The organism is Ornithinibacillus jepli (assembly GCF_047228935.1).
Lineage (GTDB): Bacteria > Bacillota > Bacilli > Bacillales > Amphibacillaceae > Ornithinibacillus.
The window spans coordinates 1,428,492-1,442,846 of the sequence record NZ_JBFEGG010000001.1; the positions used below are offsets into that span (position 1 = coordinate 1,428,492).

At 34.9% G+C, this 14,355-nt stretch carries 14 protein-coding genes and 2 other annotated features; all 14 genes read right to left on the bottom strand.

Annotated features, from left to right (window positions below; translation table 11 throughout):
• Positions 1–148 precede the first annotated feature (148 nt).
• Complete coding sequence (locus tag AB1K81_RS07470) at positions 149–331, bottom strand: DUF1294 domain-containing protein (RefSeq protein ID WP_412975988.1); 183 nt, start codon at positions 329–331, stop codon at positions 149–151.
• Between the two features lie 76 nt (positions 332–407).
• Complete coding sequence (gene rplT / locus AB1K81_RS07475; protein WP_186870212.1) at positions 408–767, bottom strand: 50S ribosomal protein L20; 360 nt, start codon at positions 765–767, stop codon at positions 408–410.
• A gap of 78 nt (positions 768–845) precedes the next feature.
• Positions 846–1,040, bottom strand: a complete 195-nt coding sequence (gene rpmI, locus AB1K81_RS07480; RefSeq protein WP_412975989.1) for a 50S ribosomal protein L35 — start codon at positions 1,038–1,040, stop codon at positions 846–848.
• A 29-nt stretch (positions 1,041–1,069) separates the two neighbouring features.
• A complete protein-coding gene (infC, locus tag AB1K81_RS07485; RefSeq protein ID WP_412975990.1) occupies positions 1,070–1,576 on the bottom strand; it encodes a translation initiation factor IF-3 in 507 nt (168 codons plus the stop codon).
• Between the two features lie 65 nt (positions 1,577–1,641).
• Positions 1,642–1,764: a sequence feature (ribosomal protein L20 leader region), on the bottom strand.
• 234 nt (positions 1,765–1,998) lie between these two features.
• On the bottom strand, positions 1,999–3,951 hold the full coding sequence (gene thrS, locus AB1K81_RS07490) for a threonine--tRNA ligase (protein ID WP_412975991.1): 1,953 nt from the start codon (positions 3,949–3,951) through the stop codon (positions 1,999–2,001).
• A gap of 180 nt (positions 3,952–4,131) precedes the next feature.
• Positions 4,132–4,349: a binding site (T-box leader), on the bottom strand.
• A 55-nt stretch (positions 4,350–4,404) separates the two neighbouring features.
• Positions 4,405–5,256, bottom strand: a complete 852-nt coding sequence (gene ytxC, locus AB1K81_RS07495) for a putative sporulation protein YtxC (RefSeq protein ID WP_412975992.1) — start codon at positions 5,254–5,256, stop codon at positions 4,405–4,407.
• A gap of 209 nt (positions 5,257–5,465) precedes the next feature.
• Positions 5,466–6,398 (bottom strand): primosomal protein DnaI, encoded by a 933-nt coding sequence (gene dnaI / locus AB1K81_RS07500; protein WP_412975993.1) that lies wholly within the window; start codon positions 6,396–6,398, stop codon positions 5,466–5,468.
• Between the two features lie 21 nt (positions 6,399–6,419).
• A complete protein-coding gene (locus AB1K81_RS07505) occupies positions 6,420–7,778 on the bottom strand; it encodes a replication initiation and membrane attachment family protein (RefSeq protein WP_412975994.1) in 1,359 nt (452 codons plus the stop codon).
• Between the two features lie 47 nt (positions 7,779–7,825).
• Positions 7,826–8,293, bottom strand: coding sequence for a transcriptional regulator NrdR (gene nrdR, locus AB1K81_RS07510; protein ID WP_412975995.1), 468 nt, complete (start codon positions 8,291–8,293; stop codon positions 7,826–7,828).
• A gap of 30 nt (positions 8,294–8,323) precedes the next feature.
• Entirely contained in the window at positions 8,324–8,710 is a 387-nt protein-coding gene (locus tag AB1K81_RS07515) for a cytosolic protein (RefSeq protein ID WP_412975996.1), read from the bottom strand.
• A 142-nt stretch (positions 8,711–8,852) separates the two neighbouring features.
• Complete coding sequence (locus tag AB1K81_RS07520; protein WP_412975997.1) at positions 8,853–9,884, bottom strand: glyceraldehyde-3-phosphate dehydrogenase; 1,032 nt, start codon at positions 9,882–9,884, stop codon at positions 8,853–8,855.
• A 126-nt stretch (positions 9,885–10,010) separates the two neighbouring features.
• On the bottom strand, positions 10,011–10,613 hold the full coding sequence (coaE, locus tag AB1K81_RS07525) for a dephospho-CoA kinase (protein WP_412975998.1): 603 nt from the start codon (positions 10,611–10,613) through the stop codon (positions 10,011–10,013).
• Between the two features lie 13 nt (positions 10,614–10,626).
• Positions 10,627–11,454, bottom strand: a complete 828-nt coding sequence (gene mutM / locus AB1K81_RS07530; RefSeq protein WP_412975999.1) for a DNA-formamidopyrimidine glycosylase — start codon at positions 11,452–11,454, stop codon at positions 10,627–10,629.
• A 12-nt stretch (positions 11,455–11,466) separates the two neighbouring features.
• On the bottom strand, positions 11,467–14,103 hold the full coding sequence (gene polA, locus AB1K81_RS07535; protein ID WP_412976000.1) for a DNA polymerase I: 2,637 nt from the start codon (positions 14,101–14,103) through the stop codon (positions 11,467–11,469).
• Positions 14,104–14,355: the final 252 nt, after the last annotated feature.

Consider the following 14,355-nt stretch of genomic DNA (forward strand, 5'->3'; position numbering starts at 1 on the left):
ACCTGCGGATACGCCTCCCGCTGTGGGCTACGTCCCCATCCAACTGCAATTAGAACCTTTATGATTTCTTTATAATTGGATATAGACAATAACCTCACTAATCATAAGTATAGAACACCATAAAAAAATATCCAATACTTTCCTGAAATTATGTACAAATACTTGGCTTTTCATAACCAATATAAGAGCCGACAGACCCTCCTAGAATAGCAACTCCCCATAGAGTCCGCTCTGGAATCCTCCACTCGGCATTTCTTGCTTTTTTCTTATCGAAACCCATAAGTACAAATCCTAATAGGTTACTAAACCCTATGTAATATAGTAATTCCATGTATTTTTCTCCTCCAACTTATAATTTTTCCCATAAAAAAATGAGGTAGAGGGGTATTCCCCCTCTTCACCTCATCTTAGTTGTTTAATGCAGTTTTAGCTTTTTCAGCTAGTTGTGCAAATGCTTGCTCGTCATTAATAGCAAGTTCCGATAACATTTTACGGTTAATTTCAATACCTGCTAATTTTAAACCGTGCATTAATTTGTTGTAAGAAAGATCGTTCATGCGTGCAGCAGCATTGATACGTGCGATCCAAAGCTTACGGAATTCACGCTTTTTATTTTTACGGTCACGATAAGCATATTGACCTGATTTCATTACTTGTTGTTTTGCTGTTTTAAATAGAGTTCTCTTAGAACCGTAGTAACCTTTAGCTAATTTAAGTACGCGTTTACGACGTGCGCGCGTAACTGTTCCACCTTTAACACGTGGCATAGTAATTCCCTCCTAATACATTACGTTGTATGTCAGTTTAGTTTAGTTTTATAATTGCTTTTTGAAAAAGTATACCTCTTATTTAGGAAGCATTGCTTTGATACGCTTGAAGTCACCAGAAGAAACTAGTGCACCTTTACGTAATTTACGCTTTTGCTTTTGAGATTTATGTGCGAACATATGGCTTGTGAAAGCATGTGATCTTTTTACTTTTCCAGAACCAGTTTTCTTAAAACGTTTAGCTGACCCTTTGTGGGTTTTCATTTTTGGCATGTTGATTTCCTCCTCGAATGCTTAAATGCTTATTTATTTTCATTGTTTGGAGCAAGCATCATGAACATATTACGGCCTTCCATTTTCGGCTTAGATTCCACTGTTGCGATATCCTTAACCGCCTCTGCAAAGCGATCTAATACCTCTTGACCTAGCTCCTTGTGAGTAATTGCACGTCCGCGAAAACGAACAGCTGCTTTTACTTTATCGCCTTTTTCTAAAAATTTTCGAGCATTCTTTAATTTTGTATTAAAGTCATGTTCGCCAATTCCAGGTGTAAAGCGTACTTCTTTAACGTTAATAACTTTTTGATTTTTACGAGCTTCTTTTTCCTTCTTTTGTTGCTCGTAACGGAATTTACCGTAATTCATGATTCTAGCAACAGGTGGTTTTGCATTAGGTGCCACTAAAACTAAATCCAAATTAGCTTTTTGTGCAAGTTCTAATGCTTCTTGACGTGATTTCACACCAAGTTGATCCCCGTTTGAATCAATTAATCGTACTTCTTTCGCACGAATTTTTTCATTAACGTTCATATCTTTGCTAATAACCAGCCACCTCCAAATATTCTTGGGTCTGATCCATTGCCTGACAAGTTCTAATCAAACAAAAAATGTGGGCACACAAATGCACCCACATATCTTTAATCGTTCATAAAAGATGTAAACCAGTCGACTACTAAGCGTGTCAATCAGGTGAGAAGCGGGTGCTTCTACTTGTCATCAAGATCATTCAATTTTATTCAACTTTTATAGATTAACACGTAACTGAATAAAATGTCAACCCTATTTCATAAACTAGTATACACTACTTATCCGAGAAATGGAAGTATCACCATATTTAAATTGGAAACTAACGAGTAACTGCAGATAATTACGCGAGATAGTTGGATAGTTACACCAAAGCTTTTGTTTGTAACTATCCACTTCCGGCCAGTACTGCCACGTGTCTATACTTATCAGTTATTTTTTTTACGCAAAACTTTCTTATCAATCTCATCTTTAATAAGACTTTCAAATTCTTGATAAGGAAGTGTTACTGATTGCTGCTCACCGTATCTTCTGACATTAACCGCAACATCTTCAACTTCTTTATCCCCAACAACTAGAGCAAATGGTATTTTTTCTGTTTGGGCTTCACGAATCTTATAGCCAATCTTCTCATCTCGCTCATCGACTTCCACACGAACACCTTGGTATTGTAATTTTTCCGCTACTTTTTTCGCATAATCAAGGTGAACCTGTGGAGAAACTGGTATCACTTTCACTTGAACTGGTGCTAACCAAGTTGGGAAAGCTCCTTTATATTCTTCTAGCAGGAATGCTACAAAGCGTTCCATTGTAGATACGACACCGCGGTGAAGGACAACTGGACGATGTTCCTTTCCGTCTTCTCCTATATAAGATAGTTCAAAGCGTTCTGGTAACAATACGTCAATTTGTACAGTGGATAACGTTTCATCCTTACCTAGTGCAGTTTTTACTTGTACATCTAGCTTAGGACCATAGAACGCTGCTTCTCCTTCCGCTTCTACATACTCAAGATTCATGTCTTCCATTGTTTCTTTCAAAATACCTTGTGTCATTTCCCACATTTCATCGTTATCAATATATTTTTCTTTATCTTCTGGATCACGGTATGATAAGCGGAAATAATAATCATTGATTCCAAAATCTTTATATACATGTTGAATTAACTCAACTACTCGGATGAATTCTTCTTTCAATTGATCAGGACGGGCAAAAATATGTGCATCATTTAAAGTCATTGCTCGAACTCGTTGTAGACCCGCCAATGCTCCAGACATTTCATAACGATGCATTGTTCCAAGTTCTGCTATACGAACTGGAAGGTTACGATAGCTCCATAATTGATTTTTGAAAATCATCATATGGTGTGGACAGTTCATTGGACGAAGAACTAGTTCTTCATTATCCATTTGCATAGTTGGGAACATATCCTCTTGATAGTGATCCCAGTGTCCACTTGTCTTATACAAATCAACGTTAGCAAGTACTGGCGTATAAACATGGTTATAGCCTAGACGTTCCTCCAGGTCAACGATATATCGTTCAATTTGACGACGGATTGTTGCACCCTTTGGTAACCAAAGCGGTAAACCTTGACCAATCTTTTGGTTTACTGTAAAGATACCTAGTTCTTTACCTAACTTTCGGTGGTCACGTTCTTTTCGTTCTTCTAGAATTTGTAAATATTCTTCAACTTGAGCAGGCTTTTCAAAAGCTGTACCATAAATACGCTGAAGCTGTTTATTATTGCTATCCCCTCTCCAATATGCACCAGAGATACTTAGTAGTTTAAACGCTTTTAATTTACTTGTGGAAGGTACATGTATCCCTCGGCAAAGGTCAAAAAATTCTCCTTGTTTATAAATAGTTACTTGTTCATCTGCAGGAATTGCATCGATAAGTTCTAACTTTAATTTATCGCCTATATCTTCAAACATTTTCTTCGCTTCTTCACGTGATACTTCTACACGCTCTATTTGCAGATTTTCATCCACAATACGCTTCATTTCTTTTTCAATCTTCGGAAGATCTTCTGGAGTGATCTTCTCTTCCATATCAAAATCATAATAGAACCCTTCCTCAATAACCGGTCCTACTCCAAATTTAACATCTTTATAAAGTCGCTTAATAGCTTGAGCCATTAAATGTGCAGTGGAGTGACGGGCAACTTCTACACCTTCTGGACTTTTATACGTAATAATTTCAATCTTTCCACCTTGATTTAATTCACGCTTTAAGTCAAATAATTTACCATCTAATTTAATTGCTAACGCTTGCTTTCGTAATCCTGGTGAAATAGAAGCTGCAATATCTTCTCCAGTTGTCCCTTGAGGAAACTCCTTACTAGCTCCATCAGGGAATACAATTGTAATTTCTGACATCATTAACACTCCTTATACTAATTTTTCTAATGTTCCTTCCTATTTTACTGCTAGTATCAAGCAGCGGGAGTCTCGGTATTCCGACCGCTCACTGCTCTTTGAGTTCAATTTCCACAGCCATACAACAGTAAAGAGAAAATTTTGATGAATTAAAAAACGCCCATCCCTCTGCATAATTTGCAAAGGGACGAGCGTTGGTCACGTGGTTCCACCCTAATTCCCGTAACCTAAGTTACGGCTTTAAATCTTTAACGCAGATATACGCTATTATCTACTACATTCGATAATAGAGTTCAAAGGTGGTAATCATTCGGCTGTATGTGGAAGCTTTCACCACTAGGCTTCCCTCTCTAAGCAAAACAGGAATCAAATGATCATGTCCTTATCCTTACAGATGAATATATTAAATATAAACCACATTATAGCGTTAGTTTAAAGGATAATCAAGTCCTGTTATTGATTTTTTAAATAAATAGGAAAAGGAAATTTATGAAATGGCTCAAAATCAACTCTTTCTTGGAAAACATTAATAACGGTTAACGTTTTCGGTTCTGACGGATAATCCCCATAAATTTTAATTTTTTTCGGAGCCATTGCAACTAATGGAGCAAGATTTAGTTCATCCGCATCTAAACCTACTATGTAGAGTGGCTCCTTCTGCATTAACATTTTTAGTTCTATTCTTGAAAACTTTTTACCGTCAGATTTAAAAAATGAGAACGTTTTTCCTTGTAATATATGAACGACATTATAAACTGGTTCTTTCTTTGCAATGTATTCTCTAAGCATATTGACAAATTCTTGATGATCCTCTTCTCGTTTATATTCATCAATCGCTAATCCAACCATATTAACTAAATATTCCTTAAAAACCTTCAATCTAAATTTTACAATTGATTCAAAGTGTACAGTTGTTGTATTCTTCACATTCGAAACAAATAATGAATATAGAAGTTGCAGTGGATCATCTTTCTGCTTTCTAACTTGGACACTTTCCTCATCTTCACCAGCAATTAACCAGTGAGTAATATCCATAATTTTCTCGATTTCATCTCGATTTGAGTAATAATAAATTTGTTCGATAATATCCCTTATCCAATTCGTTAATCGGTGGTTAACAAAAACCTCAACCATCGATTTAACTACGGAATCAACTAATTCATTGTCTGTCTGTTGGTATTCAATTCTTAAATGATTCCCCCAATCTTCATGCGTTTTCCAATGTAATTCGATTTTCTTGTTATAATGAAATAATTGCTCACAAAAACTGATTACTTCTTTTGTAGAAGAAAAATAAACATCCATTTTAGTCTCATCACCCTCATCCAAAACCAAACTGTTACATTATATGGACATACTTATTAAAAAATGATTAATCCGTTAAAACTAGTAAGGTTAGTAAATGATAGGGATAAAAATAAGGGCATTTTACATAGATACATCAAGCTTTATGTTCATAGTTGAAAAATAGCTAAAATATAAAAAGTCGATAAAAGGAAAACCTTCTATCGACTTTACTGTTCTCTTCTATTATTTGAAAAGATAGGAACTTCCTTACTTATTTGTTTCATTCGTTCCATGATTCTTCCAGCTTTTACTGCTTCAATATCACCACGATTCGATTTAGCAAGGTGGTCCTCCAGTTGATCCATACTATAATTTGAAGTAAAGAATACTGGTAATCTTTCCATCATGCGATATTGTAAAATTGTTCCAAGAACTTCATCTCGAAACCAGGCCGACTGGGTTTCGGCTCCGATATCATCCAACATTAACACATCAGCTTTTTTAAAGTAGTCTATTTTTTCATTAATAGAATCATCTTTGATTGAGGACTTAATTTCTCGAACAAATTCAGGCATATAAATTAACATGGAAGAAATATTATGTTTCTTTAATTCATTTGCAATTGCACCTAAAAAATACGTTTTTCCTACTCCAAATGGCCCGTAAAGATAAAGTCCCTTCTTAGGAAGACCATCTTTAACTTCTCCTAAGAACGCTATAATTTCACGAATTGCTTGTCTTCGGTTCGGATCATGATCGATTCCATCTATTGTTGCTTCTAATATTTCCTTAGGCATATATAGGCTTTGAATTAATTTTTTCTGGTTTTGTTCTTTTTCAAAGACAATACGATTATGACACTTCTCATAGGATAAGTGAATTTCATTATTTTCTACACTGAGAATAGGAGAATATCCTTGTATCATATTTTTACATCCACCTAAAGAGGAACATTGATCACATTGCTTTGACTGCGTGGTATACTCATATAATTTAATTAGATTTTTTTCAATTTCCCGTTCTGGAAGCTCTGGATGTAACGATAGAAATTCTTTTATTTCAGGATTATTTAATACTTCATTTTTTATCCTATTATAATTTTCCTGGAAATTTTCGTTTCTTTCCATCCATTTTTTTAATTCAGATTGTACTGGTTTCATGTCAATCATCCTTGGTACTCATTATTTTTTCGAACTGTCAGCGTACTCTTGTAAGAGAGAAGCAATTTCATCTTTTTCACGTTCTAAATCTATTGTTGCTTCAGCTTTTGCTTTTACTGTATTTTGTTTCCGTTCCTTAAACCATTCCGGAATTATTTCCGTTTTGTTGCTTTTCTTATTATAATTTTGATAGTTTTGCTGTTTTTTCTCAGTAGCTATACGATACCGTTCTATTTCTTTTTTCGCAAACATCATGGCTTCTCTAGCCGTCTTTAGATTTGCTCGCGACCAATGACTAGCAATTTTTTCTAAATAGGCCTTTGAGAGCTTCATATTAGTTTGGAGCAAAACATAATGAATTAATACATTCATTACCGGCGAAGGCAACCCTTGGGTTGTCATAATTTCACGAATTACTTTTAGATCTGGTTCTGATGCATAATTTCCACTTGATAGTTCTTCAAGCAGTTGCTTAGGTGATATATTTTCTAAATGACGGATGAGTTGTTCTTCTTTAGATACAGGCTCTTTTGGAACATGTTTCTCTACTTGTGTTTGATTAAAAGGCTTTGAAGTCAGTTGTACGGTCGCTTCTCTACGTGAAGTTTTAAAACTATCATGGCATGCTTCTTTAAACTCTTCTATATCAAGCCTATTTTCATCTGTTAATGCCCAAAGCACACATTTCTCAATTTCATATTCTGAAAGTCCATATAACTGCATCATTTGATTCATTATTCGTTTATTTTCCGAAGTTAGAACTCGTTTATAAGGAATCATTCGTGCTTTAAGCATTTGTTCCATCCATGAAAAATCCACCGATTCTAATTTTGGTCCAGTACTTTCAGGAATACGATTAATATTTTGCATTGGAGTTACTTCAGTTTGAATGGTCTCAAATACATCTCCGAAAGAAACGGTTATATTATTTCCAGCAGGCTGTTTAATACTTCTGGAATAACAAGATCTTAAAAGAGAAAATTTATCTTTTCCAATATGATGATATAATAATTGCGAAAGCATTGCATCTTGGAAAAAATCAGAAGGTGAAAAAGGAACTTGAAGGATATAATGAAAATTAGTTTGCTCAAGCGTCTTGTCTTCAAACGTTTTTAACAAACCAATTCCCTCCAACTTCAATCTAGCTTCATAAATCTCAACCAGGGAAATATTTAAGTAATTCATTAATGTATGGTGGGTTTGAATCGATACTTCTTTTTGAAAATCCATTTCATGTAAAAGTGTTTGATAAAGCATAACTGCCTTCATACCAAGCAATGGCTGATAAAGATGGGTTAATGATTTTGAATAATCAACAGGCAAATTACCATGCAAATCAACAGTATAACCATCCACTGGCAATATTTTTCCTATGTTCATCTTAACCCTTCTTTCTACGATTTTTACTGCAGATGTTTCAATTTTTATTAGGAATTCTTTTTATCTGTTTGAATTAAGTCTTTTAATTCATCAAGGAAAACATTAATATCCTTAAACTGACGGTATACAGACGCAAAACGGACATATGCTACGTCATCAACACCGGAAAGACGTTCCATTACCATTTCTCCAACTTCTTCACTATCAATTTCTGATGCTCCAGTATTACGTAATTCCTTTTCAACATCAAAAGCAATTGACTCAATCTTCTCTATCGAAACTGGCCTTTTCTCACAAGCCTTTATTAATCCTCGAACAAGTTTTTCTCTACTAAATTCCTGTCTAGTACCATCCTTCTTCACAACAATAAGTGGTACCTCTTCAATTCGTTCAAAGGTAGTAAAACGATACCCACATTTCTCACATTCTCTTCTTCTACGGATAGAACGTCCTTCTTCTATTGGTCTTGAATCTAGTACTTTTGTATTTTTATTCTGGCAATTTGAACATCTCATTTAATTAACCCCATTCATCTAACAATCACATTAAATTTTATCGATTAAAGGTAATTCTTTATTTAATTTTTCATATAGTTCTTTGACCACTTTAGAACTATATCCAAAATCAAACGGTAAAGCTGATTCACTAGAAACGGTAAAATCAATCGCAGTTTGATATGGACGAACCATAATAACAGTAGCAATGACGAAAGCTTTTTTCCCTTTTACAATATAAAAACTTAATTCACCATGCTCTGAAGAAACGGAATTAAGTTCATATTTATTCGATCTATTCACTAGATCTTGTAACATAGCAAGTCCCTTGTCTTTCGTCGTTTTATAATAATGGGTTTGCAATTCTTTATCCCAATGTTTATCTGATGTTTCAGCTTGGTTATAAAAAAAACGTGATATCTTCTTACCAAAAGACATGCCATCCACTCCTAGTTAATCTGACTAGTTCCGTATACTATAACTCTATTTATTTTAACATGTTTTACAAATTATCCCTAGTAAAAATTTAAAATCAAAAAGAGCTGGGAATGGCCCAACTCTTAAATCTACTTACATATTTTTAGGAAACGGATACATTTTTAGCCTTTAAGAAACTACCTACATACTTAACAAGATCAACCACTCTTGCTGAATAGCCCCATTCATTATCGTACCATGCTAACACCTTGATTTTATTGTCTTCCATTACCATTGTAGATAAACCATCAATTATAGCAGAATAATCAGAAGTTGTATAATCAATAGATACTAAAGGCTCTTCACTATATTGAATGATACCAGCTAATTCATTAGCAGCTGCCTCACGAAATATATTATTCACGATATTAGCCGTCACAGGTTCTTCGACGTCCACAACTAAATCCACTAATGATACATTGGGTGTTGGAACGCGTAGAGCCATTCCATGTAATTTCCCCTTAAGATGTGGCAATACTTCACTTAACGCTTTCGCAGCACCTGTGGAAGTTGGTATTATGGATTGTGTACATCCCCTTGCACGACGAAGATCTTTATGTGGATTGTCTAAATTCTTTTGGTCATTTGTAAAGGCATGAACAGTCGTCATTAGTCCATTTTTAATTTTGAAGTTTTCATCTAATACCTTTACTACTGGAGCCAAACAGTTTGTTGTACATGATGCATTGGATATAACGTCATCGTTTTCTTCATCATAACTACTATGGTTTACTCCCATTACTATTGTCTTATCAACTTGCTTGCCTGGTGCTGTAATGACAACTTTTTTTGCACCTGCAACTAAATGTAAACCAGCTGATTCTTTTGTTTTAAATTTCCCAGTTGCATCAATTACTACATCAATAGCTAACTTAGACCAAGGTAATTTATCAGGTTCTCTAGAGTTTACAAGTTCAATTCGTTTTCCATTTACTTCAAGTCCATTCTGAACTGCTTTAACTTCTTCTTTGAATTTCCCGTGAACACTATCATATTTAATTAGGTGTGCTAACGTTTCTGGTGGATAGCTAGCATTAATCGCTACAACCTCTAAATTAGGATCAGTAATCGCTTGCCTAAATACCATTCTCCCAATTCTTCCTAATCCACTAATAGCAATTCGAGTTTTACTCATTATAAGTCCTCCTGATTATGATATACTAATGACTTGAAAATTCAAATATAGTATAACACATTAACGATAAAATGTAAGCATAAATACAAAAAACTCAAAGGACTTTCATTATCCTTTGAGTTTTTCTCATAGTTGTACTTCCCATTTGTTTAAAACATCTTTAAGCTGAGCAAAAGTATTCTCTTTTGAACCGTTGTTATCTATAGTTGCATCAGCAAGTTTCACCTTTTCCTTAACCGGAATTTGTGAATGAATTCTTTGTAATGCTTCTTCTTTTGAAGAACTATCTCGATTCATTAGTCTTTGCAATTGAACCTCTTCATCAACATATACAACGAGAACTTTATCAACCATATGTGTTAGTTTACTTTCAAAGAGTAACGGAATATCCATCACAACACATTTTTCGCCTGCATTAATGTAAGCTTCCTTTAGCTCCAACATACGATTTCTAACCGCGGGGTGTACAATAGCATTTAATTTTGCCCGTTTTTCCGTCTCGGTAAAAATAATCGAACCTAATTTTTTTCGATCTAGTGTACCGTCTGGTAGCAAAATTTCTTTGCCAAATTCTTTTATAATATCTTGGAGTGCACCTTCACCAGGCTCTACTACATCTCTTGAAATTTGGTCAGCGTCAATTATCGGAATTTCTAATTCCTTAAACATGGATGATACGGTACTTTTCCCACTTGCAATACTTCCAGTTAATCCTATTACTAATGGCATTGTAAAATCTCCTTTAAAGCTTTTGACAGTTCAAGCAAACATGAGTGCCCCTGCCACCAACCTTCATTTTCGTAATGGATTTGCCGCAATTAGGACACTCTTTATTTTCTTGGCCATAGACAGACAATTCCTGTTGGAACATTCCCATTTCACCTTGACTATTCACATACGATCTTATAGTCGTTCCACCTTGAGCTACTGCTTCTTCCAAAGTTAAGATAGCTTGTTTTCGTATTTCTTGTACTTCTTTTTTAGTAAGTTTATTCGCTTTTCGTAAAGGGTGAACTCGTGCTTTAAATAACGTTTCATCTACATAAATATTTCCTAAACCAGCTACGATTGATTGATCTAACAATACTGCCTTAATGGAGCGGTTAGTAGATTTAAGTTTTTTATAGAAATAATCTGCTGTAAAGTCTTCATCAAAAGGATCTGGTCCGAGCTGATTCAAAGGTTTTTGAATAAACTCTTCCCCCTTGTTTACGATATGCATCGTACCGAATTTTCGAACATCGTTATACCTGAGTTCTTCTTCAGTTGTAAAGGAAAAAATTACGTGGGTATGTTTTTTTACAGGTTCATCCTTATAATGAACACTGTATTTCCCTTCCATTCTCAAGTGAGAAATTAACGTGTAATTATCTAACTCAAATAAAAGAAATTTTCCTTTTCGTTTTATATCTTGAATGGTTTGACCTATTAACAGCTGTTTGAAATGTTCAACATCATCTGGTTTTTTTATGATTTTTCCCCAATACACGTTAACTTCGTCTATTGTTCGATTTAACACAAACCGTTTTAGTGTGTTTCGTATTGTCTCAACTTCTGGTAACTCTGGCATTTAAATTTCTCCTTATTTCGCATCATACCAGCTATTGCCAAAAGCATAGTCTGCCTTTAATGGGACATTTAACTCGACTGTGTTTTCCATCATAGCTGGAACAATTTCTTTCAGTTTCTCAAGTTCTTCTTTAGGTGCTTCTAAAATCAACTCATCGTGTACTTGAAGAAGAAGACGAGCTTGCATGTTTTCTTCTAATAATTTTTTTCGTAAATCAATCATTGCCTTTTTAATAATATCGGCTGCTGTACCTTGAATTGGAGTATTCATTGCCGTTCTTTCAGCAAAACTTCTTAAATTAAAGTTTCTACTTGTAATTTCAGGTAGATACCTTCTACGATTCATAAGTGTTGTAACATAGCCTTTATGCTTTGCTTCCTGAACAATATCATCCATATAAGCTTTGACTCCCGGATAACTTTCTAAATAACGTTCAATAAATTTTTTGGCTTCCTTACGAGTAATTCCTAGGCTTTGAGAAAGTCCAAAATCACTAATTCCATATACAATTCCAAAGTTAACCGCCTTAGCTTGTCTACGCATATTAGAAGTGACTTCATCCTTTCCAACATGGAACACTTCCATTGCAGTCTGTGTATGAATATCTTCACCGTTTTTAAATGCAGCAATTAACTTTTCGTCGTTAGCAATATGTGCTAATACACGTAATTCAATTTGCGAATAATCGGCAGCAAACATAATCCAATCGTTCTCAGAAGGGACAAATGCTTGTCTAATCTTTCTACCTTCCTCAATTCTAATCGGGATATTTTGCAGATTAGGATCAATGGAACTTAATCGACCAGTTTGAGTTAACGCCTGATTATAGCGGGTATGGATTTTACTCGTTTCCTTATCGACTACTTTAAGTAAACCTTCTATATATGTAGATTGTAGTTTACCTAGTTGGCGATAAAGTAGTATTTTTGAAATAATATCATGCTGTGGTTCCAGTTGCTCCAAGACATCTGCCGCAGTAGAATACCCTGTTTTTGTTTTCTTAATCACAGGTAAACCGAGCTTTTCAAAAAGGATAGGGCCAAGCTGTTTCGGTGAATTAATATTAAATTGTTCTCCTGCAAGCACATAGATTTCCTGTTCCACTTCCTCTAGACGCTTTTTTAATTCTGTACCCATTTCCTCTAGTCGCGGTACATCTACTAAAACTCCAGTATGTTCCATCTCAGCTAAAATAAGTGCTAAAGGCATTTCAAGTTCTTTTAAAAGGGAGTAAAGTTCATATTCTTGAAGCTCATCATCCATCTTATTTTCTAACTTTCTTAATACATCCGTCTTACGTACGATATGGTCTGCTAGTGCCTCTTGTTTTGGAACCTTCATTTTAGCTCCTTTTCCATATACTTCTTCATCATATTGGACAGTTCTAAAGCCCAATCGATGAGCAATAGACGGTATGTCATGGTTATTTTCAGAAGGATTAAGTAAATATGATGCAAGTAGAACATCAAAAGTTACTCCCTTTAGATGTATCCCCTTCTTTAATAAAGCAACAACTGATTGCTTTGCATCAAACACAATTTTCTTTTTCACTGGATCCTCTGCCCATTTTTTAAATTCGATTGAGTCCAAGGCAACTTCTGTCGGAATAAAGTATGCCTGATTATCGTTTACTATTCCAATTCCTTCAATCGGCGCTGTATGATAGCTATCTGAAAGCATCTCAATGACTAGTGCTTCTTCACCTGTAAACATGTCAGAATGGACTTGTTCTACTATCGTATAATCCAAATCTTCAAGTTCTTCCTTCGTTTCTTCTGCCATTTCATCCGTAGTTACTCGACTTAACAAGGATTGGAAACCTAAATCTTTAAAAATCGTTGCTACTTCCTGATTCGGATACCCTTCATAGGATAAATCATTAATGGATACTTCAATAGGAGAGTCACAATTTATTGTAGCAAGCTCTCTACTCATAAAGGCATCCTCTTTATGATTCGTTAAATTCTCCTTCAATTTCTTCCCACTAACTTCATCTAAATGTTCATATAAATTATCGATAGTTTCATATTGCTTGAATAATTTTGTTGCTGTTTTTTCACCGACTCCTGGGACTCCTGGAATGTTATCAGAGTTATCTCCCATTAAAGCTTTTAACTCAATAATTTGTTCTGGTGTTATTTCCATTTTCTCTAATAAATAGTCCGGAGTATATGCCTCTACTTCTGAGATCCCTTTTTTTGTAACATTTACCGTTACTTTATCGGATACGAGTTGAAGCATATCCTTATCACCGGAAATAACCTCTACTTCAAAATTGTTTTCTTTTCCTTGTTTTGCAAGAGTACCAATAATATCATCTGCTTCATATTGTTCAAGTTCATAATGACGTATATTAAATGCTTTTAATAATTCCTTTACTAGTGGAAACTGTTCTGACAGTTCTGGTGGAGTTTTTTGTCTTCCACCTTTATATTCTTTGTATGTACTATGTCTAAACGTCGTTTTACCTGCATCAAATGCAACTAGCATATGGGTTGGCTTTTTTTCTTCTAAAATTCTTAGTAGCATCGTTGTGAACCCGTAAACTGCATTCGTATAAACGCCTTTATCATTATTTAATAAAGGTAAAGCAAAGAAAGCACGGTATATAATACTATTTCCATCTATTAAAACCAATTTTTTAGTCATTAGTAGTTCCTCCTTCTTCGTATCAGGCAGCTTTTCATCTATTTTACCATTTACATAACTTTACGTAAAAAATTTGACTGAATAGGTTCATACCGTGTTAAAAAGCGTATTAAGTTGATTCTTCGAGTGACAAGTATATGTGAAGGCTCAAGCGGGATGATAGGCATTGGTGAGACAAAGGGCTAGGGTTTCTTCGGGCGGATGTCGGGCCTGTGGTGAAAATAAAAAGCTGAGTATTCTCGCCACGAGATA

Excerpts from the sequence above, each read along its gene's own strand:
- AB1K81_RS07470 (WP_412975988.1), bottom strand. The coding sequence starts at position 331 with ATGGAATTACTATATTACATAGGGTTTAGTAACCTATTAGGATTTGTA.
- rplT (WP_186870212.1), bottom strand. The coding sequence starts at position 767 with ATGCCACGTGTTAAAGGTGGAACAGTTACGCGCGCACGTCGTAAACGC.
- rpmI (WP_412975989.1), bottom strand. The coding sequence starts at position 1,040 with ATGCCAAAAATGAAAACCCACAAAGGGTCAGCTAAACGTTTTAAGAAA.
- infC (WP_412975990.1), bottom strand. The coding sequence starts at position 1,576 with ATGAACGTTAATGAAAAAATTCGTGCGAAAGAAGTACGATTAATTGAT.
- thrS (WP_412975991.1), bottom strand. The coding sequence starts at position 3,951 with ATGTCAGAAATTACAATTGTATTCCCTGATGGAGCTAGTAAGGAGTTT.
- ytxC (WP_412975992.1), bottom strand. The coding sequence starts at position 5,256 with ATGGATGTTTATTTTTCTTCTACAAAAGAAGTAATCAGTTTTTGTGAG.
- dnaI (WP_412975993.1), bottom strand. The coding sequence starts at position 6,398 with ATGAAACCAGTACAATCTGAATTAAAAAAATGGATGGAAAGAAACGAA.
- AB1K81_RS07505 (WP_412975994.1), bottom strand. The coding sequence starts at position 7,778 with ATGAACATAGGAAAAATATTGCCAGTGGATGGTTATACTGTTGATTTG.
- nrdR (WP_412975995.1), bottom strand. The coding sequence starts at position 8,293 with ATGAGATGTTCAAATTGCCAGAATAAAAATACAAAAGTACTAGATTCA.
- AB1K81_RS07515 (WP_412975996.1), bottom strand. The coding sequence starts at position 8,710 with ATGTCTTTTGGTAAGAAGATATCACGTTTTTTTTATAACCAAGCTGAA.
- AB1K81_RS07520 (WP_412975997.1), bottom strand. The coding sequence starts at position 9,884 with ATGAGTAAAACTCGAATTGCTATTAGTGGATTAGGAAGAATTGGGAGA.
- coaE (WP_412975998.1), bottom strand. The coding sequence starts at position 10,613 with ATGCCATTAGTAATAGGATTAACTGGAAGTATTGCAAGTGGGAAAAGT.
- mutM (WP_412975999.1), bottom strand. The coding sequence starts at position 11,454 with ATGCCAGAGTTACCAGAAGTTGAGACAATACGAAACACACTAAAACGG.
- polA (WP_412976000.1), bottom strand. The coding sequence starts at position 14,103 with ATGACTAAAAAATTGGTTTTAATAGATGGAAATAGTATTATATACCGT.